The 23,308-nt window shown below is 63.2% G+C and carries 22 protein-coding genes; 9 read left to right on the plus strand and 13 right to left on the minus strand.

The annotated features are described in order from the left end of the window. Window positions 1-64: 64 nt before the first annotated feature. Genes KYT97_RS10535 through KYT97_RS10550 form a run of 4 tightly spaced genes read right to left on the minus strand, consistent with a single transcriptional unit; the run spans window position 65 to window position 3,965 of the window. Window positions 65-598: a type III secretion system chaperone family protein gene (locus KYT97_RS10535; protein WP_051730615.1), complete on the minus strand. Its 534-nt coding sequence runs from the start codon at window positions 596-598 to the stop codon at window positions 65-67. Next, a complete protein-coding gene (mshA, locus tag KYT97_RS10540; RefSeq protein WP_181317465.1) occupies window positions 595-1,953 on the minus strand; it encodes a D-inositol-3-phosphate glycosyltransferase in 1,359 nt (452 codons plus the stop codon). The genes KYT97_RS10535 and mshA overlap by 4 nt, the downstream gene beginning before the upstream one ends. Before the next feature lie 12 nt (window positions 1,954-1,965). Further along, window positions 1,966-2,793, minus strand: coding sequence for an alpha/beta fold hydrolase (locus KYT97_RS10545; RefSeq protein WP_045063884.1), 828 nt, complete (start codon window positions 2,791-2,793; stop codon window positions 1,966-1,968). Further along, window positions 2,739-3,965, minus strand: a complete 1,227-nt coding sequence (locus KYT97_RS10550) for an MFS transporter (RefSeq protein ID WP_219112213.1) — start codon at window positions 3,963-3,965, stop codon at window positions 2,739-2,741. The genes KYT97_RS10545 and KYT97_RS10550 overlap by 55 nt, the downstream gene beginning before the upstream one ends. A gap of 101 nt (window positions 3,966-4,066) precedes the next feature. Here KYT97_RS10550 and KYT97_RS10555 point away from each other — a divergent pair, with 101 nt between their 5' ends. Genes KYT97_RS10555 through KYT97_RS10565 form a run of 3 tightly spaced genes read left to right on the plus strand, consistent with a single transcriptional unit; the run spans window position 4,067 to window position 6,279 of the window. Further along, entirely contained in the window at window positions 4,067-4,840 is a 774-nt protein-coding gene (locus KYT97_RS10555) for a PIG-L family deacetylase (RefSeq protein ID WP_033235511.1), read from the plus strand. Between the two features lie 45 nt (window positions 4,841-4,885). Then, entirely contained in the window at window positions 4,886-5,278 is a 393-nt protein-coding gene (locus tag KYT97_RS10560; protein ID WP_033235512.1) for a PaaI family thioesterase, read from the plus strand. Further along, window positions 5,275-6,279, plus strand: coding sequence for a tocopherol cyclase family protein (locus tag KYT97_RS10565; RefSeq protein ID WP_245006065.1), 1,005 nt, complete (start codon window positions 5,275-5,277; stop codon window positions 6,277-6,279). Before KYT97_RS10560 ends, KYT97_RS10565 begins: the two co-directional genes overlap by 4 nt. On the opposite strand, the gene KYT97_RS10570 is transcribed toward KYT97_RS10565, so the two are convergent. Continuing rightward, window positions 6,245-7,114, minus strand: a complete 870-nt coding sequence (locus tag KYT97_RS10570; protein ID WP_116101749.1) for a LysR family transcriptional regulator — start codon at window positions 7,112-7,114, stop codon at window positions 6,245-6,247. The genes KYT97_RS10565 and KYT97_RS10570 overlap by 35 nt on opposite strands. A 70-nt stretch (window positions 7,115-7,184) precedes the next feature. Between KYT97_RS10570 and KYT97_RS10575 the strand changes: the two genes are divergently transcribed. After that, a complete protein-coding gene (locus KYT97_RS10575) occupies window positions 7,185-7,544 on the plus strand; it encodes a YybH family protein (protein ID WP_033235515.1) in 360 nt (119 codons plus the stop codon). A 15-nt stretch (window positions 7,545-7,559) separates the two neighbouring features. On the opposite strand, the gene KYT97_RS10580 is transcribed toward KYT97_RS10575, so the two are convergent. After that, window positions 7,560-8,822: an ROK family transcriptional regulator gene (locus tag KYT97_RS10580; protein WP_033235783.1), complete on the minus strand. Its 1,263-nt coding sequence runs from the start codon at window positions 8,820-8,822 to the stop codon at window positions 7,560-7,562. 317 nt (window positions 8,823-9,139) lie between these two features. Here KYT97_RS10580 and KYT97_RS10585 point away from each other — a divergent pair, with 317 nt between their 5' ends. Further along, window positions 9,140-11,461: an arylsulfatase gene (locus tag KYT97_RS10585; RefSeq protein WP_116102018.1), complete on the plus strand. Its 2,322-nt coding sequence runs from the start codon at window positions 9,140-9,142 to the stop codon at window positions 11,459-11,461. Between the two features lie 15 nt (window positions 11,462-11,476). After that, window positions 11,477-12,226, plus strand: coding sequence for an SDR family NAD(P)-dependent oxidoreductase (locus KYT97_RS10590; protein ID WP_033235516.1), 750 nt, complete (start codon window positions 11,477-11,479; stop codon window positions 12,224-12,226). 15 nt (window positions 12,227-12,241) lie between these two features. On the opposite strand, the gene KYT97_RS10595 is transcribed toward KYT97_RS10590, so the two are convergent. From KYT97_RS10595 to KYT97_RS10610, 4 genes are all read right to left on the minus strand, one after another. Then, the gene (locus KYT97_RS10595; RefSeq protein WP_245006159.1) at window positions 12,242-12,958 is read right to left on the minus strand and encodes an ESX secretion-associated protein EspG; all 717 of its coding nucleotides are present in this window, start codon (window positions 12,956-12,958) and stop codon (window positions 12,242-12,244) included. A 71-nt stretch (window positions 12,959-13,029) separates the two neighbouring features. Continuing rightward, on the minus strand, window positions 13,030-14,553 hold the full coding sequence (locus tag KYT97_RS10600) for a hypothetical protein (RefSeq protein WP_219112214.1): 1,524 nt from the start codon (window positions 14,551-14,553) through the stop codon (window positions 13,030-13,032). A gap of 87 nt (window positions 14,554-14,640) precedes the next feature. After that, on the minus strand, window positions 14,641-15,837 hold the full coding sequence (locus KYT97_RS10605; protein WP_219112215.1) for a L,D-transpeptidase: 1,197 nt from the start codon (window positions 15,835-15,837) through the stop codon (window positions 14,641-14,643). A gap of 33 nt (window positions 15,838-15,870) precedes the next feature. Then, window positions 15,871-16,914 carry a UDP-N-acetylmuramate dehydrogenase gene (locus KYT97_RS10610; protein WP_245006066.1) on the minus strand — a complete coding sequence of 348 codons (1,044 nt, stop codon included), beginning with the start codon at window positions 16,912-16,914 and terminating at the stop codon, window positions 15,871-15,873. A gap of 74 nt (window positions 16,915-16,988) precedes the next feature. Here KYT97_RS10610 and KYT97_RS10615 point away from each other — a divergent pair, with 74 nt between their 5' ends. From KYT97_RS10615 to KYT97_RS10625, 3 genes are read left to right on the plus strand one after another with little or no spacing between them, the layout of a single operon-like run. Continuing rightward, entirely contained in the window at window positions 16,989-17,486 is a 498-nt protein-coding gene (locus KYT97_RS10615; protein WP_033235518.1) for a DUF2505 domain-containing protein, read from the plus strand. A 60-nt stretch (window positions 17,487-17,546) separates the two neighbouring features. Then, complete coding sequence (locus tag KYT97_RS10620) at window positions 17,547-18,047, plus strand: DUF2505 domain-containing protein (RefSeq protein ID WP_045063896.1); 501 nt, start codon at window positions 17,547-17,549, stop codon at window positions 18,045-18,047. A gap of 6 nt (window positions 18,048-18,053) precedes the next feature. Further along, window positions 18,054-18,842, plus strand: coding sequence for a hypothetical protein (locus KYT97_RS10625; protein ID WP_033235520.1), 789 nt, complete (start codon window positions 18,054-18,056; stop codon window positions 18,840-18,842). Window positions 18,843-18,914: 72 nt separating this feature from the next. Here KYT97_RS10625 and KYT97_RS10630 read toward each other — a convergent pair whose 3' ends face one another. From KYT97_RS10630 to KYT97_RS10640, 3 genes are all read right to left on the minus strand, one after another. After that, the gene (locus tag KYT97_RS10630) at window positions 18,915-20,942 is read right to left on the minus strand and encodes an Ig-like domain-containing protein (protein ID WP_116101755.1); all 2,028 of its coding nucleotides are present in this window, start codon (window positions 20,940-20,942) and stop codon (window positions 18,915-18,917) included. An 83-nt stretch (window positions 20,943-21,025) separates the two neighbouring features. Further along, window positions 21,026-22,465, minus strand: a complete 1,440-nt coding sequence (locus tag KYT97_RS10635) for an Ig-like domain-containing protein (RefSeq protein ID WP_219112217.1) — start codon at window positions 22,463-22,465, stop codon at window positions 21,026-21,028. A gap of 147 nt (window positions 22,466-22,612) precedes the next feature. Next, a complete protein-coding gene (locus KYT97_RS10640; protein ID WP_092803323.1) occupies window positions 22,613-23,191 on the minus strand; it encodes a type IV toxin-antitoxin system AbiEi family antitoxin domain-containing protein in 579 nt (192 codons plus the stop codon). Window positions 23,192-23,308: the final 117 nt, after the last annotated feature.

Genomic DNA, 23,308 nt, shown 5'->3' on the forward strand with positions numbered 1-23,308 from the left:
TCCGTGATGGTAGTCACAAAGTAAAGAACACCCTACGGGACACATCGCCGATATGTCTCACGCATCACTTCTCGGCGGCAGTGTCCAATTCTTCAGCGTCCGCTTTCTCGCCGTCCGCTTCTTCGATCAGATGCTTGAACGGTTGCAGGTTCGCCAGCGACTCCCCACGCGAGACGCGCCATGCCCATTCACGCTTGATGGACGAGAAGAATCCGAGTTCGAGGATGACGTTGAAATCGCCGTCCGCAGCCTCGAGGACCTGGCCGAGAACTCGATCGAGTTCGTCACCGGTCACCGCATGTTCGGAGATCTTGCCGACGAGGTAGATGTCCCCGACCTTGTCGAGCGTGTACGCCACCCCGTACAGGCGACGGTTCCGCTTGAGCAGGAACTTGTAGACACCCTCGAAGTTCTCGTCGACCTTGCGGCACACAAAAGCTTCGACCCGCACACCGTGGTTCCCGACGGTCAGCAAAGTCGACGTCTTGAGTTTGTGCTCACCGGGAAGTTCGACGATGAAATGGGTGCCGTCGCGCTTCGTGAATTCGAGTTCACGCTCGGTGAGGGCCTGCTCGATGATGTCGGAAACACTGCTCATGTACGCACTCCTCCGGTCCGTCGCAGACGCCACAGTCCCCGCGCGCGGCGGGGCGAGAAGTCACTGGGACCGGTTCCGTTGTTGTAGTTGACGCCGGCTTTGCGGTAGCTCTCGAGAAGTCCGTCCGCGGTGTGTTCCCACGAGAAGTTCTCCGCGTGACGCGGAGCGCGCTCGGCAAGAGTTTCCAGACGCGCGGGTTCGGTGACCAGCGCTTCGAGAGCGCCTGCCCAATCCTGAGTCTTGTGCCCCTGCACCAGTAGGCCCGTCTCACCGTTGCGAACGGCAACACCCAAACCACCGACGTCAGCGGCAATCACCGGAGTCCCACAGGCTTGAGCCTCGATGGCCACCAGGCCGAATGATTCCGAATAGCTCGGTACCGCAACAAGATCCGACGCCCGATACACATCGGCCAGCCGCGTCGGCGCCTGCGGCGGCAGGAAGGTCACCTGCGCTGTGATGCCGAGGGCGCGTGCCAGCTCGATCAAGACGTCCGGCTGAGCCAACCCGGTGCCGGAGGGACCACCGACGACCAGGATCCGCAGCGGCAATCCGGGATGGCGGCTGATGACTTCCGCAGCTGCACGCAGAAGGACGTCCGGCGCCTTGAGGGGCTGAATGCGACCGACAAACGTCACGATCACTTCGTTGGGATTCAGGCCGAACGACGCCCTGGCCCGATCACGATCGCCCGGACGATAGAGCGTCAGATCCGCACCAGGCGCGACGACGTCGATGCGCGTCGGGTCGGCCCCGTACAACTCGTGGAGAGCTTTGGCTTCGTCGGTGGTGTTTGCAACAAGCCGATCGGACTCGGCCACAACCTGTTGCTCCCCGATCTGCCGAGCGGCAGGTTCGGGCGTGTCCCCCTCTGCCATCGACAGGTTCTTGACGGCGGCAAGAGTGTGCGCGGTGTGGACGAGCGGAACGCCCCAGCGGTCCCGAGCCAACCAGCCGACCTGCCCGGACAGCCAGTAGTGCGAGTGAATCAGGCTGTAATAGCCCGGTTCACGACGCGCTTCCTCTCGCAGGACTCCGGCGACAAACGCGCAGAGTTGCGTCGGGAGATCTGCCTTGTCGAGGCCCTCGAACGGACCGGCGGCGACGTTGCGCACCCGAACCCCCGGTGCGGCTTCGACGACGGGAGCGTCTGCCGATGACGTCGCGCGGGTGAAAATCTCCACCTCGACACCACGTTTTGCCAACTGAATCGCGGATTGCAGGACGTAGACGTTCATCCCACCTGCATCACCGGTGCCTGGTTGCGCCAAGGGCGAGGTGTGGACCGACAGTACGGCCACCCGGCGAGGGCGCGAAGTGTGCGTGGGTGTCACGACTCCATAGTGCCCCCTCACCGGGCGCGAACTCTAACCGAGGCTGGAGACGAACGTTCTCACTTCGGACACGAATCGGGTCGGATCCTCCACGAACGGCCCGTGATCGCAGCCGTCCCAGTACGACGCCTGCGACTTCGGAATCAGCTCTTCGGCGTGCTTACCTGCACTCACGTCGACAACGGAGTCTTCGGTGCCGTGCAGAACCAGCGCCGGGATGTCGAGGGAACGGAGCAGTTCGTCGTGACCGACCGCACGGTTGAACAGTGCGGCCCGCACGCGCGGGCGGGTCGCGAGGCTCGCACCGAACAGGGCCTGCGACTGGGCCCCTTTGCCTTCCGGCGGGCCGGTGAGCGCGTTGCCGAACGCGCCGAGTGCCCGAATCGCCTCGCGGGGATCTTCCGACATGGCACCGGGAACAGCGCTGCGCATCGCCGCACCCACCTTGCCGCCCTTCTCACCGCGCCCGATGCTCGTGATCGCGCCGACCAGGACAACGCCGGCCACAGCGTGCGTTCCGTGCGCTGCCAGGTAATCGCAGATCACGAGCCCGCCGTACGACCACCCGAGCAACACGGCTTTCTCGGTGATGCCCTCGGCTGCCAGGACAGCGGCAACATCGCCGGCCCAGTTCGCGCTGTTGTCGTAACCGTCTTCGGGGGCGTCGGAGTATCCGTGGCCGCGTAGATCAACGGCGATCAACCGGTGCGAGGATGCCAGTTCGCTCAGAACCTGCTCACCCCAGCACTGCGAGGACTGTGCCCAGCCGTGCAGCAGGACCAGCGGGGTTGCTTCCGGGTTTCCGGTTACTCGGTAGACGATGGACGTGCCGTCGACGCTGACGGCTTCACGAATAGACATGCCGTCACGATAGAGGCTGTGACCGCTGCGCCGACGGCAAGCGTGTACGCCGACGAGACTCCGTAGCGGTCGATCAGCTGCCCCGCCAGCGCGGATCCGAGCGCCACGCCGACGCCCAGGCCGGTCACCGTCAGCGTCATACCTTCGGTGAGTTTCTCGGGTGGGACGATCTGCTCGACAAGAGCTGTGGCGATGATGAGCGTCGGCGCGATTGTTGCGCCGGCCAGGATGTAGGCCGCTGCCAGTCCCGCGACGCTGCCGACCAGCAGGAGCGGAATGCTCAGCACGGTGACGGCAATGGACGCGATCATCAGCTGTCCGCGTAGCGAGCGCGTCGGGTGCCGGGACCCGAACACCAAGCCCACGATTCCCGATCCGCCGGCAAACAGGGCGAGGACGACAGTCGCCGACCCGGGCGAGTTCTGTTCCTGGGTGAACGCGATGGCACCGACGTCGATGACACCGAACATGGTTCCCAGCATCACCATCACGATGATGACGATCCACATCGCCGGGTTCGCGAGAACCGAGCGTCCCCGGCCCGGTGTGCGTGGATGAATCTTGGGTTCCGTCGATCGCTGCGCCACCAGTAGGAGCGTGCCGACCACAAGAAGAATTACTCCCGCGAGCGGACCGGCTTCGGGAAACAGCCCGATGCTCAGACCGACCGAGAGCACCGGCCCCACGACGAAACAGAGTTCGTCGACGACGGATTCGAACGCAAAAGCTGTGCGCAACTCAGGTTTTCCGACGTAGATCGCAACCCACCTGGCGCGAACCATCGCACCGATCGTCGGGGTCGCACCGGCCGGGATCACCAGAGCGAACAGCAGCCAGTCCGGCGCTTCGAGTCTCACGGACAGCAGCAGCGCACCGATCGAGATGGCGCTGACCGCAGCGGCCAGGGGCAGAACCGCGCGCTGCCCGAAGCGATCCACCGTGCGGGACACCAACGGCGCTATGACGGCGCAGGACAGCGCAAACACTGCGGCGAGCGCGCCGGCCAGCCCGTAGTCACCACGAAGTTGCGAGATCATCGTCACGATTCCGATGCCGATCATCGCGATCGGCAACCGCGCGATGAAACCGGCGGCGGAGAAGGCAACCGCGCCAGGGGCGGCGAATATCTCGCGATATGCCCCCATCAGGCCTTTATCGTCGGAACTGGTCATGACTGATTCTCGTGCACCACACAAGGTTCACAGAATATGTGCAGCCACCACAAATCCCGGGTCGAGTTGACCTGTCGGTAGCTTGCCCTACGATTGCGCGAATGAGTGTCCTGGTGTGTTTCCACGCCCATCCCGACGACGAAGTATTCATCACGGGTGGCGTCATGAGAATGGCTGCCGACGCGGGTCATCGCGTTGTTGTCGTCACGGCCACCGACGGTGCGCTGGGTGAGTATCCCGACGGCCTGTTGGACGAGCACGAATCATTGGCGGAGCGTCGCAGCCGCGAACTCGAGGCGTCCACCGACGCCCTCGGTGCCAGCCGTGTCGTGTCGCTGCACTATCCGGATTCCGGAATGGTCGGCACCCCCGAGAACGAGAATCCCGACGCTTTCTGCAATGCCGAAGTAGACGAAGCGGCCGAGCGTCTGGCAGAAGTTCTTCGCGAGGAGAACGCCGACATCCTGACGATCTACGACGCCAATGGTGGTTACGGTCACCCGGACCACATTCAGGTGCACTACGTCGGCATTCGGGCGGCTGAGCTCGCGGGCACACCGCTCGTCTACGAGGCGTCCACCAACCGCGATCACATGAAGATGTTGATGCTGGCCAATCCGGAGTGGACGGAAGAAGCGCAGCCACCGGACATCGAGACGTTCGGCCTTCCAGCCGAACAGCTCACCACGGCCGTCGACGTCAGTTCGGTGATCAGCTCGAAGCGTGCGGCCATGTACGCACACGCCACACAGGTCGGGGATTTCGGGCCGTTCCTCGAGATGCCCACCGAGCAGCTCACCGCGGCATTCGGTACCGAGTGGTTCCGTCGACGCAACGCCCCGGACGGCCTGTCGGAAACTGCGCTTCCGCTGTAGCCGAAGCTCCACATCGGCTTCGACTTCTGGTTAGCATCGGTAGGCATGGACCTCGAACAGCTTGTCGCGAGCATGCCTTTTGCCGTTCATACCGGAGTGCAGTTGGACAGTGCGACCTCCGAAGAGGTTGTCGGGCACCTCGATTGGGACAACCACCGCACCACCGCCGGTAACGGAATGCACGGCGGCGCCTTGATGACGCTGGCAGACAGCGTCGGCGCCGTCTGTGCATTCCTCAACCTGCCACCCGGCGCCGGCACCTCGACTACCAGTTCGTCGACGGTCTTCACTCGGGGTGTCCGCAAGGGCACCGTCACTGCAACTGCCCGGCCGTTGCATGCCGGCCGCAGCACCATCGCGATAGTCACCGAACTCCGGGACGACGAGGGCCGTCTGGTCGCTCAGGTCACGGCATCCCAGGCAGTGTTGGGGCCGTGAACCTTCCCGGGTACCGGTCATCCGGTGCCACCGCGCCGTACGGCAATCTACTTGCCTCGCACGATGTTGCGATGGAGGGCTATTTCTGGCGGTTCACGCTGCCGGAAAGCGGCCGCGTTGTCATTGCACTGGCCGGAATCAATCGAGCGGCCGACGGCCATTGGTCGACACTCGCGGTAGCCGCGCATCCCGGCGGGTTCCTCAGCGACACAGAGTATCCCGGCGGATATGCCGATCCTGACCGGCTAGGGGCCTATGCGGACAACGCTTTTCGCGGCACGACGGATCAGGTACACGCCGATCTCGAGACCGCGCGTCTGGACGTTCGCATCTCGAACCAGCGATTCTGGCCGCGTCGACGCTTCGGCGGTTCCAGCTATTTCCAGTCTGTTCCCGCTCTCAATCAGTACTGGCATCCGTGGCTTCTCGGTGGCAGAGCCGAGGGCGCCGCGATCATCGACGGCGAGACCTGGGATCTCACCGGAGCACAGGTGTACGGCGAGAAGAACTGGGGCAAGGGTGGTTTCCCCGAATCCTGGTGGTGGGGCCAGGCTCAGGGGTTCACCGACCCGAATGCATGTATCGCCTTCGCGGGCGGGCAGATCAGCGCGGGGCCGCTTCGCACCGAAGTCACCGCCGTTGTTGTCGCACTGCCCGACGGAACCGTATTCCGGCTGGGAAACCCGGTCACCTCGCCCGTGACCACAGTGGTTGCCGACGACCGCTGGACACTACACGGCCGCAATCACCTCTGGAGTGTCGAGATCGAGGGCAGCGCTCCCCTGTCGGACGCCCATATCCTCCCGGTACCTCTTCCCGCGCAGCGCCGCAACGTTCCTGGCGCACTGGAACATCTGGGTGCCACGTTGACTGTGACCGTACGTCGGCGAGGCGCTGTGTACTGGACCGACACTTCTCACCTCGCAGCCCTCGAGCACGGCGGGTTGGACCGCGCCCAATCGGAAGTCACGAGACGGGAGCAGATCGCGCCAGATCTATGAGCGCCGACGCCGCCGGATTCTTGCCGCCGCGGGCGCGCCACACCATTTCCAAGCGGGACCGGGCCTCAGGTTCGAGGTTGATCCGATGCAACTGTCCCACTGCGGATTCCGGGATAACCGCCATCCCCAACCCCTGCGCTGCCAGTGAGACGATAATCCCGAGATTGCTGGCCTCGAGCGCAACTGTGGGGGCGACGCCTACCGCCACGCAGGCCGCGTCGAGGCACGTCCTGATACCGGTTCCCGGTGGAAGGCAGATCACGGACCGCGTCCCGAGTTCCGCGAACGGCAGAGTATCCCGTTCGGCAAGTGGATGATTCGCGGCCACTCCCGCCACCAGTCGCTCATCGGTGATCACGCGGGATTCGAGGCCCTCGGGCAGCTCCCCCGCCACCCCGACAACCGCTATGTCGAAGGTTCCGTCCGCGACACCGGCAAGAAGGTTGCGTGAATCATCTTCGGCCAGAGAGATATCCAGACCCGGATGTCGGAGGTGCAGCCGAGCCAGGAGATCTGTCAGGTCAGCCGAAGCACAGGCCGTCACCATCCCGACGGAAACCGAGCCTCGGACCAAACCTTTCAGCGCGTCCACGACGTCGCGGACGCTGTCCACGGAGGCCAGGGCAGCGCGAGCGTGGGGCAGCACAGCGCGCCCCGCTTCAGTGGGACGTACGGTCCGGCCGCTTCGATCGAGCAGTTCCTGCCCCAGCTCCCGCTCGAGGCGTTTGATCTGCGCACTCACACCTGGTTGAGCGACGTGTAGACGCTCGGCCGCGCGGGTGAAATTCGCTTCGTCGACCACTGCGACGAAGTACTCGAGTTGCCGAAGTTCCATAACTGTTGATTCTAGCTACGAGACAAACCAGATCTTGGACTTATCATCAGCATCGCAGCACGATGGAGGCATGACAACAACAGACACAACTCGAGAAGCCCGGACCCCGGAAGACCTCGCTCGCCTCTTTGTCGAGTTCGCCAACGCCGGTGACGCCGACGCAGTAGCGGGACTCTACGAAGAGGGCGCCGTGATGGCATTTCCGCCCGGTTCGCTGACCGTCGGGCGTTCGGCCATCCGCGACGTGATCGCACAGATGCTCGCTGCCGCACCCACGTTCACCGTCGAGAAGGCGCTGCCGACGGTCGTCAGCGGTGATCTCGCGATGACCTCCACTGCGCCGGCCGACGGTACCGGCGGACGCACTCAGGTTGCGCGCCGCCAGCCCGACGGACGATGGTTGCGGGTACTCGACCGGCCGGAGCTGTAACCGGCACAGACGAAGTCAGATGACGGCGGCCCGGCGCATCGCTGCGGCCGGATCAGCGAACAGCGAGCTCAGCGACACCACGGTCGACGCGTATTCCTGCACCCGATTCCCGAAGCCGGTGATCCGAATGTCCTTACGCTCCAGGGACGATGTCGTCGAGAAAGCCTCGGCGACATACGGCGCGCCGGCCGGGTAGTCGGTGAAAGCCTGGCCACCGAGGATCACACGATCCGGGTTGAACAGATCACGCAACAGCGCCACCGTCCGGCCCAGCACCCGGGCTCGTTCGACCAGGAGTTCATGTGCCGCAGCCGAACCGGCAGAGGCCGCCGCGTACACGTCGGCGATGGTGATGCGCTCGCTACCCTGAATCACCGCGCCGCTCGACAGCGCCTGCGTCACAATCGCTCGATCGCTGATGGTCGCTTCCAAGCACCCCACGGAACCGCAGGCGCACCGGGCCGACGACCCCGTCGGCAGGTGCGCGATCGAGCCCGGTCCGCTGGACGGGGTGTGCACGCGACCCTCGAAAGTGATCGCAATGCCTGATGTTTCACGCGCATAGAAGTACAGCGCAGTGGTCCCGGTAGCCGGTGTCTCGGTGCGATCGGCGCTCAGCAGCAATTCCGATGCGGCCATGGCCTCGACGTGCGCGGCAACCGAAACCGGCAAGCCCAATCCGGCTCCGATGACGGCGCCGACCTTTGCTCCCTTCCATCCCAATCGGGGGTGGTCGACCACGCCGGTAGCAGAGTCGACGCGTCCACCGATCGCAACGCCGACAGCCAGCGGTCGACGTTTGTGCCAACGGGAAGTGAACGATTTTGCCGAACGCGCGATAGTCGCGAGTGCAACAGATGAATTGGTGGTGGGCGTCGGGATTTCGACGGCGCCGAGCACCCGGCCCCGAATATCGCTGGCAATGATGCTGGTGACGGCTGCACCGATGTGGATGCCGACCGTCAGATACGGCTCGTGATTCACCTCGAACGGAACCTTGGGGCGACCGATGGCGCCTGAGGCAATCAGATCTGCTCGCTCACGGACCACTCCGAGGTCGAGCAGGCTCGTGACCTGCCGATTGACGGTTGCAATGCTCAACCCGGAGGCCTTGGCAGCAGTGTCCCGCGAAATCGGGCCTCTCAGCCGAGCGATGCGGAGGACCGTTGCCGCCGGTCCGTCGGCGATGCGCAGCTCAGGTGCAACAACCTGAGGCCGCGGTCCGGAGAGGACGGTTCGTGATCGAAGCTGCGGGGCAGTAAGTGTGGGGGTCGACATGGCAGTCCCTTGCAGAAGGAGGAGAAAGCGCACACTTCAGCCCTCGGACCGGCATCAATGCTGGTCAAGGAAGAAAGGGTGGAGAGCGGCGCAGAAAATTAGCTGCAGAAAGAACGGCGGCAACAACACAGTTCGCGTGCCAGAGGCAGACGCGACCCCAACGCAGCGGTCACATAGGTGACGCGCAAAGCGGCAGGCTGGTCGGTCGACATAGATCCAAAAATAGCAGCTCTGCCCAGTTTCACAAATCGGGTGCGGTAACGATCACAGTGAATGCAACTATGGCCAACCGCAAATACAGCTGTTTTAGTGCTGACATGACCGGCGCAGACACCACTCCCCCACCACACGCACGCGGCTACGAGGGGTTCGGTGGCCGGATCGGCCGTACCGCAGCCGACTCGATCCCGTCTTGGCCGTCGACAGCGTCACCGGCGTCGGATGCCCCCAACATCGTGGTCGTCTTGATCGACGACATGGGATACAGCGACATCGGCCCGTTCGGATCGGAGATCGAGACACCGACCCTGGACCGACTTGCTGCACAAGGTGTTCGGCTCACCAACTATCACACGACGCCGCTGTGCTCACCCTCTCGGGCAGCGCTCCTGACCGGAGTCAATCCACATCGGGCGGGATACGGGTTCGTGGCAAACGCCGACCCCGGCTACCCGGGCTTACGGCTCGAGCTTGGTGACGACATCCTGACCCTGCCTGAGATCCTTCGCGAATCCGGTTACGCCACATACGCGGTCGGTAAATGGCACCTTGTGCGTGACGCCAACCTCGCGCCGGGTCGCAGCCGCGACTCCTGGCCGACGCAGCGCGGATTCGACCGCTACTACGGATCACTCGAAGGCCTCAATTCCTTCTACTACCCCAATCAATTGATCTCCGACAACTCCGTCGTCGACGTCGACGAGTATCCCGAGAATTACTATCTGACAGACGATCTCACCGACAAAGCTGTCAGCTACATCAAGGATCTTCGGGCACACGATGCGGAGAAGCCGTTTTTCCTCTACTTTGCGCACGTCGCCATGCACGGGCCGTTGCAAGCCAAAACCGAAGATCAAGCCAAGTACCGGGGCCGCTACAACGAAGGCTGGGACCGAATCCGCGAATCCCGCTTTGCTGCTCAGCTCGCGGCGGGACTGTTCCCCGAAGGTACGCGGCAAGCACCGCGTAATTCCGAGCCTGGCTTCGACGTTCGCGAATGGAATTCCCTGACATCGGAGCAACAGTCGCGGTTTGCCCGCTACATGGAAGTCTATGCAGGCATGGTGGATTCGGTTGATCAAAGCGTTGGCCGCATTGTCGAGACGCTCGAAGAACTCGGAGAGTTGGACAACACCATCATCGTCTTCACCTCCGACAACGGCGGCACGGCCGAGGGTGGTTCAGACGGCACGCGCAGCTACTTCGCGCAATTCGCGCACGTGCAGGATCCCGAGTGGGTAGGCGACGTCCCGCACGACGAATCGTTGATCGGTGGTCCGCAGTTGGGGGTTCACTACCCTCGCGGATGGGGACAGACGTCCAACACCCCGTTCCGGTTCTACAAGGGCCAATCGTTTGCCGGTGGCGTCCGAGTGCCGTTTGTCCTGTCCTGGCCGGCCGGTATCAAACCGGCTGCGGCCGACAACGGCATTCGAGACCAGTTTGCCTACGTCACCGATCTGACCCCCACCCTCCTCGATCTTGCAGGCATCGACGTTCCGACCGTGCGTCATGGCCTGCCCGCCAAGGAGTTCGACGGAGTCTCGGCTGCCCACGTTCTGCACTCACCGGTGGCACCGAGCTCCCACACCGAGCAATACACCGAAATGACCGGCAACCGCGGGTACTACAAGGACGGCTGGAAACTGCTGGCGCTGGCACCCGACAACATCGACGAACCCGACTGGCAACTGTTCGACGTCACCGCAGACCCCACCGAACTGAACAATCTCGCCGCGCAGTACCCGGACAAGGTCCGCGAACTTGCCGACGCCTGGGACAACTCGGCGTGGGCGAACACCGTCTTCCCGCTGTTGGGCAACGGCGTCGGAGCGGTGCGTCGGCCCGAGGAACAAGCGCTGTCGCGGCCGGTGCGAATCCTGGCAGGTACCCCAACCCTCGAGCGATACCGATCGTCTCGGCTCATCGCCTTCCGCGACTTCGACATCACCGTAGAACTGAGCGGCTACCAGGGCGGCGACTCCGGCGTCCTCGTAGCGCACGGCGACCCCCAAGGCGGGTACATCCTGTACGTCGAAGACGGCCATCTCCATCTCGGATACAACGCGTTCGGGGACTACCGAAGCATCGACACCGGGCCGCTCGCGGTGGGCAGCACCCGCATCGACGTTGCGGTGAGAGTCGCGCCGCGCCTGCGCTGGAACCTCGACGTCAGCGTCGACGGCGTTCCGGCCGGCCACCTCCGCGATCAGGTCCAACTTGTGGGCATGGCGCCGTGGACCGGCATCTCGGTCGGCGTCGATGCGCGTGGACCGGTGTCCTGGGACCTGCACGGGCGACGCGGCAGCTTCCGCTACAGCGGCGCGCTCCGAGCCGTCACATACACCCCGGGAACCGTCCAGGTCCCGGCCCGTCACATCGAATCCATCGAGCGGGAGGCAGAGTACGCGGCCGACTAGCCCTACGATTACGTCATGACCATTTCTTCCGATGCCCGCGTCGCTGTTGTCACCGGAGCCAGCTCCGGAATCGGCGAGGCCACTGCCCGCACGCTTGCCGATCAGGGATTTCACGTGGTGATCGGGGCCCGGCGCCTCGATCGCCTCGAGAAGATCGCCGAGGAGATCGGCGGCACCGCGCTCGAACTCGACGTCACCGACGAGGATTCCGTCGACGCATTTGCCGCGGTCCTGCCCCGCGTCGACGTCCTGGTGAACAATGCGGGCGGCGCCAAGGGCCTGGCGACAGTCATGGAGGCGGATCTCGACGACTGGCGCTGGATGTGGGAAACCAATGTGCTGGGCACTTTGCGGGTCACAAAAGCGTTGCTGCCCAAGCTCATCGACTCCGGCGACGGTTTGGTGGTCACCATCACCTCGATCGCCGCACTCGAGGCGTACGACAACGGTTCCGGGTACACCACCGCCAAACATGCTCAGGCCGTTCTGCATCGGACCCTGCGCGGCGAATTGTTGGGCAAGCCCGTTCGGTTGACGGAGATCGCTCCCGGCGCCGTCGAAACCGAATTCTCCCTGGTCCGTTTCGAGGGCGATCAGGAGAAGGCCGACAAGGTGTACGAAGGCATCACTCCGCTTGTGGCTCAGGACATCGCCGAGATCATCGGCTTTGTCGCGGCACGTCCGTCACATGTGAACCTGGATCAGATCGTCGTGCGTCCTCGCGATCAGGCAGGTGCTGGACGCTTCCACCGCACTACGACCTAGCACAAGCCCGACCACCTAGCGTTGTTGCCTCTTCGTGGAAACGGCGGCCATGATCGCCGTTTCCACGTCGAGGGCGGAAGCCGCAACAGCGCTGAGCGTTTCACCACCTCTCACGATGTACCTACCGTCGTCGGCAAAGTCGTTCCATTGAAAGACAACGTCACCCCGGTTCGGTCTGCTGTCTATGGCACTGCCCGACGAGATAGTGATTTCACCGATCGACGTGCGCGGCCGACGAAAGAACCTCCCCAGCTCCTGCGCTGGTCGCGGATCGTCGGCTCGACTCAGGATCGACTCTCCCGGAATATGTTTCGTGCTCCGAGCCGACGCGACCCGAACCTTCCCCGCCGGGCATTGCGGCAGGTGCGTCACCATCGCGGACACCAGCACCGACGCCGGTTGCACCGAAAGAACAACATCGGAGCCGGAATCAGCTGCCGCACCTGGCAACTGCTCAACCAGCACTCCCCACTCGCCGGCGATCGCACCGTGCAGCCGTGTCACCATGTTCATCCGGGCGCCGTGAAATCCAGACACTTCGATGCGTACAGTGGGCTCCGCCAGTATCTGCAACGCGTCGGTCATACTCTCGTCGAGAATCTGCCGGATCCGCAGTGCCGCGTTTTTCCGCTGCATAGTCAGTTCGGTCATGGTTTCGGCCGTAGGACGGAATTTCAATGGGTACGGCAATCTGTCCCGACCTACGGCTTCCCACAGAATCTGGAATTCCATTCCGGTGAAGCGCCACTGTGACTGTGTGTTCACAGCTTCAGCACCAGTGTTCACTGCCCCAGCACCAGTGTTCACTGCCCCAGCACCGGCGGCGTGACCATCGGCAGGTCCCCGATCAGTTCGTTTCCGTTGTCGAGAGTGATGAGGTAGCCCGGCGTCTCGTGCATCTTGTCGTCGTCGCCTTGTCCGCGGCCGCCTGCCATGCCTCCCATTCCGCCGGCCATCATGCCCCGGCTACCGGCTGCTCCGAGACTGCCTGCCGCACCGCCGCGGGCACCGCTGCCGCCGGCACTGCCCAGGCCGCCGCCTGCCACACTGCCACCCAACCCACTGCCACCCAAACCACTGCCGCCCAATCCATTCGCGCCTGATCCACCGCCCGCGATGCCGCCACCTGCCCCACCTGCAGATCCGCCGCCGCCAAATCCGCCACTCCCAGGTCCGCCGGTGAGACCGGTACCTCCACCAAGTCCGGCGCCATGTCCGACACCAGGGATGGACCCACTGCCGACAGACTGCGGCACAGCGGACGCCGCCGAGGTAGTCGCCGGCCCGGAACCACTTTCACTCCGGCCGATTCCCGACCCGGATACCCGTCCGCTGTCGCCGAGCGCAGCGCCTGGCGTCGCACCTGATCCACCAGCCGAAGCACCGTTACCCGCGCCGCCGACCGTCGGGTCAGTCCCGGCGCCACCTGGCGAATCAGCTGTGCGCTGTTCCAATCCGCTACCACCGCCAGATGTTTGGTAGTTGCCCGCGGCGGATGCCGCTTGCTCGTACGACATCTGATCGGTACCGGTCTGGAACGGACTACGGCCGCCGGAGGTTCCGCCGCCGGAGGTGATGGGATTGAATGCGGGCGGCAGGACGGGAACCTGATCATCGGCGCGCTTCATGTACGGCAGGTACATCTCCTTCATGACCTGGCGCGCCAGTCGCTCCGCTTCTTCGGCTTCATGTTGCGCCTGACGCCACGACTCCCCTGGAATCATGCTGATGAGCTGTTCCCCAAGCGATGCGTCGCTTGGACGCGGTATCGACTGTTTTGCCTGTCCCAGTGCGATCTTTGCTTCTTCGACTTTGTTGGCTACCAGTTGCACTCGTGTCTGAAGTTCCTGGCCGTCAGCTGAGTACGCAAGAACAGCCTCCAAGGCCGCAGATCCACCCTTGCCCTGCCAGCCGTCACCGATTGCGGATCCGACGGCGAGGTTGAAGGCCGAGATTCCATTCACAACCCGCTCCGATATCTCGGTCCAGGCCTTACTGATCGCGACAAGAATGTCGGGCTTCATCTCGTCGACATGCGCAAAAATCTGAGCATGAGACATCGCGTCGAAGGGATCGTCTTCAATAATGGCGTGTTCGCTGTACTCCAACGCCGTCGCCCGCGGAGTCAGCGCATCGCGGATTGCCCAGTTCACTTCGCGTTCCAGGTCGGCGACCTTCGATGCTTCGGCGATTGTGTCGTCGAACTCGCCGCGATCGTCGGTGAAATGTTGGAGCACAGCGGTCGGTGCCAATGCCACATCGGCGACACGACCGGGCACCGATGCCACAAGGGCGAGACCATCCGCCACAACACCATGAAGACTCACGACTATCCCCCCGAATTCATCCGTGTCTACCTGGATAGACGCATCGGTGATGCCAGGGGTTCCGTCGAGAGAAAAGATTCTTGTTGCTCAGGCGAGCGCGGACATGGACTTCCAGGTCGGGAGATCGATCGCCCAGTCGTAGATGTCGCCGTCGGCGGCGGAGAGGTCGATCGACGTCCCGGTCACCTCGACGGGGTCGCCGTACAGCGCGGTTCCGAAATACTCCTGCGCATCCGACATCGAGAGATTGATACATCCGTTGGTGACGTTCGACGAACCTTGAACTCCCGTGGTTTGCGGGTTTGCGTGGATGAACTCACCGTTGTTGGAAATGCGAACGGCCCACCGTTCGCGGACGTTCTCGTAGAACGGCGGATTGGACATGAGGAAATCTTCGTACTTCTCGGTCACCATGTGGATGCCGCTGCGCGTGACGTTGCGGGCCTCGTTGCCTTCGCCGTAGCTGACGGGGATGTCCATGATCGTCTGGCCGTCGCGGACGACCTGCATACGGTGGCTGGGCGCGTTTGCCTTCACGATCTGACTACGACCGATAGTGAAATCGAGAGTGAGGTCCTGATCGCCGTACGCGCCGCCGCCGTAGTTCAGTCCGTACAGCTTCGCGTCCAGATGAACGACGGTTCCCGGGACCCAGTACTCGGCGGGACGCCAATGCGCGCGCGAGCCCCCGTTATCGTCCGGCAGCCACGCCCATGAACCTGCGGTCGCCGGAACGCTCGTGACAACAAGCGCCTTCTCCACTGCTGCTTTGTCGACGACGGAGTTGTCGAACTGGAGGGTGATCGGCGCTGCTATTCCGACTTCCTGACCGTCGGCGATGTTGAGGGTGCCGCCGGTCTGCGAATCGGGTGCCAACGTTGTGAAACTGCCCTCGACGGGAACGGTTTTTCCGTCCGTGCCGGTGGCGGAACCAGACCACGAATACGTGGCCGCGTACCCGAGAGCCTCGCTGACGACGTAAGACGTCCGGTCCGCAGACAGCTGACCTGCGACGGGGGTACCCGCCGAGTTGCTCAGCGCAACCTCGTCGAGAGTGCCGCCGGTGACTGTGACGGATACCGGGGCGATCGGGCTGACGTCCCTGGCACCGACAACCGGCGTCTCGACAACCTGCGCAACGGGTGCCTTGTCAGCTGGTGATGCCTCGCCGGCCGTCTCGGCGCCACCGATGGTGCATCCCGCAACAGCGAGCATCGCCGCAAGCAGAACAGCTACCAAAGCAGCAAGACGCGAACGTTTTCTCCGAATACCCAGCTGATGCACCTCAACAGGCTACCCGCGCTAACGATTGTCAGCTCATATCCGGCAACCCACGGTGACCGGTTCCGGCTCGAGACGCACACCGAACACGGCGTCCACGCCGTCTCGCACGGTGCGGGCGAGAGCCACGATGTCCGAGCACTTCGCGTCGCCGCGGTTTGTCAGGGCGAGTGTGTGACGAGTCGACAACCGAGCCGGCGCGTCCTCGCCCGGGTATCCCTTGGAAAAGCCGGCTCGTTCGATCAGCCACCCCGCCGACAGCTTGGTTCCGCCGACCCCCGGATACTGCGGGACAGTCACATCCCCGAGCTGCGTCGTAATAGCGGAAAGAACTGCGGGCAACCGATCCTCGGGCACAACCGGATTGGTGAAGAAGGAACCCGCGCTCCACGTGTCGTGATCGTAAGGGTCGAGCACCATCGCCTTACCGGCGCGCAAACCCAGAACAGCTTCGCGGACCTGCGACGACGGCAATCGATCACCTTCCTGAGCATCGAGTGCCGTGAACAGTTCCCGGTAAGCCAGGGGCGCGCTCAGTCCATCCGTTGTCGCGTCGAGTTCGACCGCCAGAACCAGCGCTGCGTCCGAATGCTTGAGGACGCTCGAGCGGTAGCCGAGTTGCAGAGTCGACGGATCGACCCAGGACACCTCTCCGGTGCGGCGATCGAGCAACTGGACCCGCCGAAGTCGCGAGCCCACCTCGACGCCGTATGCGCCGACATTCTGCACCGGGGTTGCGCCCGTCGAACCAGGGATTCCCGACAGGGCTTCGAGTCCGCCCAATTCCGCGGCGACGGATTGACCGACCACCTCGTCCCACACGGCGCCGGCCTCGGCGACAACACGATCCGTGTCGAGGGTCACCGTGGTGTTCGCCACACGAACCACAACTCCGTCGAAACCCTCGTCCGAAATGACGAGATTCGACCCGCCCGCCAAGATCAGCGTCGGCACGTTTTCACGATCGAGAAGCCGAACGACGTCGACCAGAGACTGCGTCGTCGGGCATTCCGCGAGCAGCCGCGCAGGTCCTCCTACCCGGAGCGTCGTCAATCCGGACAGGTCAATGTTCTCGGACACGAAAGCGCCGGAATCTACGACGCGTTGGCCAATGGTTACGTCCCACACATCGGTAAACGGTAGCCTCCACAATCGTGAGCCGTCGCATCGAGCATTCATCGAAGTACACCGTCCCCGTCGCCAAGGTCCATGAGGCGGTGACGTCGGAGCAGTACTGGCGTGACCGTATCGCCGCAGTAGGTGGCCCTGGCGCCACCATCGACGAACTGACTGTCCGGGACGAAACCGTCGCAGTCACCATGTCGCAGGTCATTCCGGCCGAGCACCTTCCCTCCATGGTCTCCAACTTCATCAAGGGTGACATCGTCATCAAGCGCAGCGAGACCATCGCACCGCTCAACGGCGGAACCGCGACGGGAACCTTCTCGGCGCACGTCGACGGCGTCCCTGCCCGCATCGAGGGCACCCAGGTGCTCAGCGGAGACGACACGGGTTGCACCTTGAGTGCCACCGGTGAGGTCGAGGTCAAGATCCCGATTTTCGGCGGCAAGATCGAAAGCGCGATCGTCGACGAGGTCACCCGTCTGATCGAGGCGGAGCAGGACTTCACGCGGGACTGGATCGCAAAATAGGGCATTGCGGGCGGGGTAGGTTTTTTCTGTAACAGCAGGTAGCCGGTATCGTTTGCGATCATGGCTCGACGCATCGACTACTCCGCCCGCTACCAGCACTCCCCCGAACAGGTCTACGAAGCACTGACCGATCGCGGATACTGGGACGCCCGGGTCGAGGAGATGCGCAAGCATTCCGAAAATCGGGTGGAACATTTCGAGGTCAGCGATTCCGGAATCGAACTCGTCCTGCACCACGTCCTGCCCCGCACCGATCTACCCGATATCGCGCAGACCGTCATGCGCAACGATCTGATCATCACGCGCACCGAGTCGTACAGCCCGTTCGGTGACACGGTAACCGGAACCTACGAGGCCTCCATCCCGGCCGGACCGGGCAGTCTCACCGGAACCATGGAACTGTTCGGCACCGAAACAGGATGCACCTTGCGGACGTCGTCGGAAGCCAAAGTGCACATCCCCTTTGTCGGCGGGAAGTTGGAAGAGCTGATGCTCACCAATCTTGTCGACCTGTTCCGCACCGAAGCTCAGGTCACCGCGACCTGGCTCGCCGCTCGCTGACCCCCGGTGAGGACTGCTCCACCCCCGAAGATCGAGGGTGTCATCACACGCGGCACAACCGGCATCAACCGTCTGCGGCGCAGCGACCGCTGGCTCGTGCACAACCGGGCCGTTCAACGGGCACTGCACGACGCTGCCGACCCATTGATCGTCGACCTCGGCTACGGCGCCCGCCCCGACACGACGTTCGAGATGGCCGACCGCCTCACCGCAGTACGACGCGACCGCCGGGTCATCGGACTCGAAATCGACCCCGCCCGCGTGGTGGAAAGCCGCAACGGAGTCAGTTTCGCGCGCGGCGGGTTCGAATTGGCCGGCCTGTCACCGATTTTCGTTCGCGCTTTCAACGTTTTGCGCCAGTACCCCGAAGACGCGGTGGAATCGGCGTGGTCGCACATTCAGTCCGGTTTGGCGCCTGGCGGTTTGATCCTCGACGGGACGTGCGACGAGCTGGGGCGTCGGTGCGCCTGGGTGCTGCTCGATGCGCACCGACCCCTGACTCTCACCTTGGCGTGGGATCCCTTCGACATCGAGAAACCGTCGGACATCGCAGAACGGTTACCCAAGGCCCTCATTCACCGCAATGTTCCGGGAGAACCGATTCACGCGCTACTCACGGCCGCGGATCGCGCGTGGGCCACTGCGGCGCCCCATGCGTCGTTCGGCCCCAGACACCGCTGGGCTGCGGCACTGGAAATACTTCGTGGGCAGGGCATTCCGGTTCAACCGGCGCGGCGACGCGTGCGTGACTGCATCCTGACCGTGCCCTGGCACGTTGTAGCCCCGAACCCCTGACCTCACAGACACGAAGCGCCCCGCCGCGGAGATGTTCTCCGCGGCGGGGCCTTTCGTCAATGCTGCTTCGAGCTAGGAACCGAAGATGGCGCCCAGGTCTCCGAGCGAACCGGTCGGAGCGCCGGTGCCAGGCTCTGCCGTTACTTTGACGGTGACGCCGGCCTGCGTCTCGGAACCGAGGTATCCGTCAGTTCCGCTGAACACCGCGGTGATCCGACGATCGCCGACCTCGGTGAAGGCATGCGAGAGTGTCGCCTTACCGTTCACTACCGCAACCGGTCCGCCGATCGGGGTGGCGCCGTCCATGAACTGAACCGTCCCGCCGTTGAGCGTGGGTACAACGGCAGCAGCCAGATCTACCTTTGCGCCCTTCGTGGCGGACGCCGGAGCGCTCACTGTGATGGACGTTTCCTGATCTTCTGCGGCCGGAGCCGTGACCGAAATCGTCTGCACGACCGAGGTAGAGGTGAGGAATCCGCTCGCACCCGAGTACACCGCCGTGATGTCGTGAGTACCGACGCTGCCGAACTCATGCATCATCGACGCCTTGCCGTCGACAACCACCACCGGCGAACCGAGAGTGCCCGAACCGTCCTTGAACTGCACCGTGCCACCTGACGGAGCCGGCGTGACCGTCACGGAAAGACCCACTGCCGTACCGGTTTTTGCGTTCGCGGGAACAGTCAAGACCGTCTGGGTCTGCTGATCGACGGGAGCCGGCGCGGCGACCTTCACAGTCTGAACGCTCGAGGTCGAACCCAGGAAGTTCCCCGAACCGGAGAACACTGCGGTGATGTTGTATTCACCGGCGTCGTTGAACGTCGGTGTGATCGTGGCTTTACCCAAGGCGTCTACGGGAATCGGCGAGCTCATATCTCTGGCCCCTTCCCTGAACTGCACCGTGCCGCCCGCAGCGCCGGTCGACACCGTGGCAGTAAACGACAATTCCTCTCCTGTCGAAGCGCTCGACGGACCGACGAGGGTGGTCGTGGTGCTCTGCTCGACCACGACGGGAGCGACCGTCAAGGTATGCGGCGTCGACGTCGAGGTCTGGTAAAGACCGGAACCGGAGTACACCGCCACGATCGAATGCTCACCGGCTGCATAGGAACCCGTCAGCCAGGCCTTGCCGTTGGCGTCGACGGTCGTTGCGCTACCGAGATCGGTTGTGCCGTCCTTGAACTGCACCGTGCCGCCCACCGGAACAGGCGAGACCGAAGCCTCGAGAGTCACGGACTCACCTGCGTCCGCAGTCGTTGGGCCGGTGATCGTGGTTGCCGTGGACTTGTCCGCTTCGGACACAACGACGTCGACTGCCGACGACGTCGAGGTTGCCACCTTCGTGTTGCCGAGGTACTTGGCCGTCACGGTGTGTGTGCGGACGCCGGTCGGTGTCCAGGTAAGTGTGGCAACACCATTGGCCAGCGTGCCGGCGCCGATCGTGGTGCCACCGTCCAGGAACTCCACCGAATCACCGTCGGCGCCACCGGTAACCGTCGCCTTCAGCGGAACTGACTGCCCCAACTGCACGCCATTGGCCGGGGACAACGTCGTCGTCGACACGTTCTTCGCGACGCTGATCGACGGACCGACACCCTTGAGCTGCCCCGACCCCAAAGTCCCACTCACATGCAACTCAGTCGTCAAATCCACACCACGAGCACAACCCGCACCGACCGTATAACTGAACTCAACCGTTCGGTACTTCGGATTGATCAGACCACCATCCCAGTAAACCGCCCAACTGCCAGAGATCTTCGCGTAGTCGGCAGCAACCTCGACCTTGTCACGGCCGATCGCCGAACCGTCAACCTTGGCCGAATCCGTCACATAGGTAAGACAATCCGGATGAACATCCTTGACCTGCTGCAAGTATTCGAGGGAACCAGTTCGAGTCAGTACCGACTTCACGGTAATCGTCTCACCCACACTGGGCGTTCCGTTCGAAATAGTGCGCACAACCTGGTAACCGTGCACATTTCCCTCCGCCGTCACCGGAGCAGCACCCGCGACACTGACACCCGCAGCCGCGACGAAGCCCGCAGCAACAGCAAACACACTCACACCACCGACAACACGGCGTGCAAAACCAACAGACATAGATTTTCCTTCTCGAGAATCGAGCGATATGGGTGATGCCCCACCGCTTCACGCGGACGGGGCATCACCAGGTGTCGAATGCCTTAGGAGCCGAAGATGTTTCCGAGGTTGCCGAGCGAACCTGTTCCGCCGGTACCGGGCCCTCCGCCGTCGACGGGTGCTGCGATCTGAACGGAGACCTGATCGGCCGAAGCCGTCACTGTTCCGGCGCCCGAGTACTCGGCCGTTACGACGCGCTGGCCCTGAGTTGCCGGCGTCCACGAAATGCCGGCCTTACCGGAAGAATCGACCGTTGCAGTGCCGATGACCGACTCACCGTCCTTGAAGGTGACTGTGCCACCGGCGTTCGCCGGGTTGATCTGAGCCGAAACGGTCTGCGCAACACCGACTTGACCCGCTCCGGCGCTGAGAACTGTTGTGGAATTTGTCGTTCCGACTGGTTGCTCGGCAACTGTCGTACTCGCTGTGGCGCTCGACCCGGTGACACCGGATCGGCCCGCGAACACAGCTTCAACCGTCTGCGCGCCCGCAACCGTCGGAACCCAGGCGTAAGTGGCTTCGCCATTGCCTGCGACCGGCACCGAAGCCAGAACCGTGGCGCCGACCTTGAATGTCACCGTCCCACCCGTTCCCGGCGCAGACACCGTCGCCTTGAGGGTGGTCGACTTACCCACCTGAGCGCCCGAGATCGGTGCCAGCGCGGTAGTCGACGGAGAATCAGCCTGCGAGACGTTCACGTTCAGCGCCGCCGATGTCGACTCGACAGCTCGCGCGGTGCCGGCGAACTTCGCGGTAATCGAGTGATTCCCACGAGTGGTCGGTGTCCAGTCAAGTGTGGCAACACCATTGGCGAGCGTGCCGGCGCCGATCTTGGAACCGGCGTCGAAGAACTCCACCGGATCACCGTCGGCACCACCGGTCACCGTCGCGCTCAACGTCACCGGTTGACCCACCTGGGCACCGCTGACCGGCGACACGACCGTCGACGACACGTTCTTCCGAACATTGATCGACGGACCACGACCGTTTGTCGTGTCATTCACCCAAGCCGAACCGTCGAAATGCACGGTGCTCGCCAAATCAATACCGCGGTCACACCCTGCGCCGACGCGATACTGAAACTCGAACGACTTCGTATTGTTCTGATACAACGGCCAATCGGTGATGCTCGCGCTCACGCGCACCGAGTCAGTGCTCACCGGAGTCTCCGGCGCGTACGCCTTCCCGTTCACCTTCGCCGAACCCTCGACATACGTCATGCACGACGGATGAAAATCCCGAACCGCGTACAGATAATTGACCACAAAGTCGGTCCGCTTGAATACCGTGGTGGAGGTGATCACATCACCTTCGGACGGCGTCCCGTCACTGATTGTTCGAGTGATTTTGTAACCACTCGAATTGAATTCAGCCGTCACCGGAGCAGCCCCCGCAACCCCGACCCCCGCAACCGCCACGAAACCCGCAGCAACAGCAAACACACTCAAACCACCGACAACACGGCGAACACCACTCACAGACATCCCTCTCGACGACGGAGCAGACAGGCGTCCAGTACAGGTGTCTAGGACAAGTGTCCATCTGCTTTGATGCCGTGACGTTATCCCTTTGCCTGTAACGCAACTACCCTTTTCGCCAAATTGGTGCATTTGGCACAAGGTCGGTTACCACTACAGGCTTGCGGTGAGTGCCAATTCCACGCGAACAGCCACGTCGACGGCGGCGTTCTCGCACGAGCGGTACAACTCATGGGCGTCGAGTCGACCGATCGCGACGCCGTCGGACACCACTTCGTTGAGCAGGTCCTGGGAAATGCCACCCGACGCAATGTCGAGGACAGTACGCACCGGCGTCGTAATTCGAATGGCTCCGAACTGCTCGCATTCCGATTCCGCGAGCAAGCATCGGTGCAGAGCAAGCTGACGAGTCGGCGCCGAAACGGGCACTCCGACGGACAAGTGCAGGAACCGTGGTTGTAAGTGGCCGAGACCGTGAAGTTCGGCAGCGCTGTAGTGCGAAACGGTTGCTCGGCCGGCAAACCACGTACACCATTTGGCAAACTCGTCCATCGCGGTGCGGCGCACCCGATCCAGTCGGAACAGCCCCGGACACTCCGAAATCCAGGTTCCGGATTCCAAGAGCCAGTCCCAGTCACTGCCGGAAAAACCCAGGGCGGCGGCCTGATCAGTCGCAACAAACCCACATTGGCGCAGTGCCAACAATTCGAGTGCTTCATAGTCTGGAGCCATGACCACCTCCGGTGACCGTCTGGAGCGCTTTTCCGCCAGGCTACGGCATTCTGTGTTTCAGATCACAGTATCGGATGGGCGCGTATTCACAGAGTTCGTTCAGAGTCGTCGGGAAGA

The organism is Rhodococcus globerulus, assembly GCF_019334125.1.
GTDB lineage: Bacteria > Actinomycetota > Actinomycetes > Mycobacteriales > Mycobacteriaceae > Rhodococcus_F > Rhodococcus_F globerula.

Excerpts from the sequence above, each read along its gene's own strand:
- KYT97_RS10535 (WP_051730615.1), bottom strand. The coding sequence starts at position 598 with ATGAGCAGTGTTTCCGACATCATCGAGCAGGCCCTCACCGAGCGTGAA.
- KYT97_RS10545 (WP_045063884.1), bottom strand. The coding sequence starts at position 2,793 with ATGTCTATTCGTGAAGCCGTCAGCGTCGACGGCACGTCCATCGTCTAC.
- KYT97_RS10550 (WP_219112213.1), bottom strand. The coding sequence starts at position 3,965 with ATGACCAGTTCCGACGATAAAGGCCTGATGGGGGCATATCGCGAGATA.
- KYT97_RS10555 (WP_033235511.1), top strand. The coding sequence starts at position 4,067 with ATGAGTGTCCTGGTGTGTTTCCACGCCCATCCCGACGACGAAGTATTC.
- KYT97_RS10560 (WP_033235512.1), top strand. The coding sequence starts at position 4,886 with ATGGACCTCGAACAGCTTGTCGCGAGCATGCCTTTTGCCGTTCATACC.
- KYT97_RS10570 (WP_116101749.1), bottom strand. The coding sequence starts at position 7,114 with ATGGAACTTCGGCAACTCGAGTACTTCGTCGCAGTGGTCGACGAAGCG.
- KYT97_RS10575 (WP_033235515.1), top strand. The coding sequence starts at position 7,185 with ATGACAACAACAGACACAACTCGAGAAGCCCGGACCCCGGAAGACCTC.
- KYT97_RS10580 (WP_033235783.1), bottom strand. The coding sequence starts at position 8,822 with ATGTCGACCCCCACACTTACTGCCCCGCAGCTTCGATCACGAACCGTC.
- KYT97_RS10585 (WP_116102018.1), top strand. The coding sequence starts at position 9,140 with ATGACCGGCGCAGACACCACTCCCCCACCACACGCACGCGGCTACGAG.
- KYT97_RS10590 (WP_033235516.1), top strand. The coding sequence starts at position 11,477 with ATGACCATTTCTTCCGATGCCCGCGTCGCTGTTGTCACCGGAGCCAGC.
- KYT97_RS10595 (WP_245006159.1), bottom strand. The coding sequence starts at position 12,958 with ATGGAATTCCAGATTCTGTGGGAAGCCGTAGGTCGGGACAGATTGCCG.
- KYT97_RS10620 (WP_045063896.1), top strand. The coding sequence starts at position 17,547 with ATGGCTCGACGCATCGACTACTCCGCCCGCTACCAGCACTCCCCCGAA.
- KYT97_RS10630 (WP_116101755.1), bottom strand. The coding sequence starts at position 20,942 with ATGTCTGTTGGTTTTGCACGCCGTGTTGTCGGTGGTGTGAGTGTGTTT.
- KYT97_RS10635 (WP_219112217.1), bottom strand. The coding sequence starts at position 22,465 with ATGTCTGTGAGTGGTGTTCGCCGTGTTGTCGGTGGTTTGAGTGTGTTT.
- KYT97_RS10640 (WP_092803323.1), bottom strand. The coding sequence starts at position 23,191 with ATGGCTCCAGACTATGAAGCACTCGAATTGTTGGCACTGCGCCAATGT.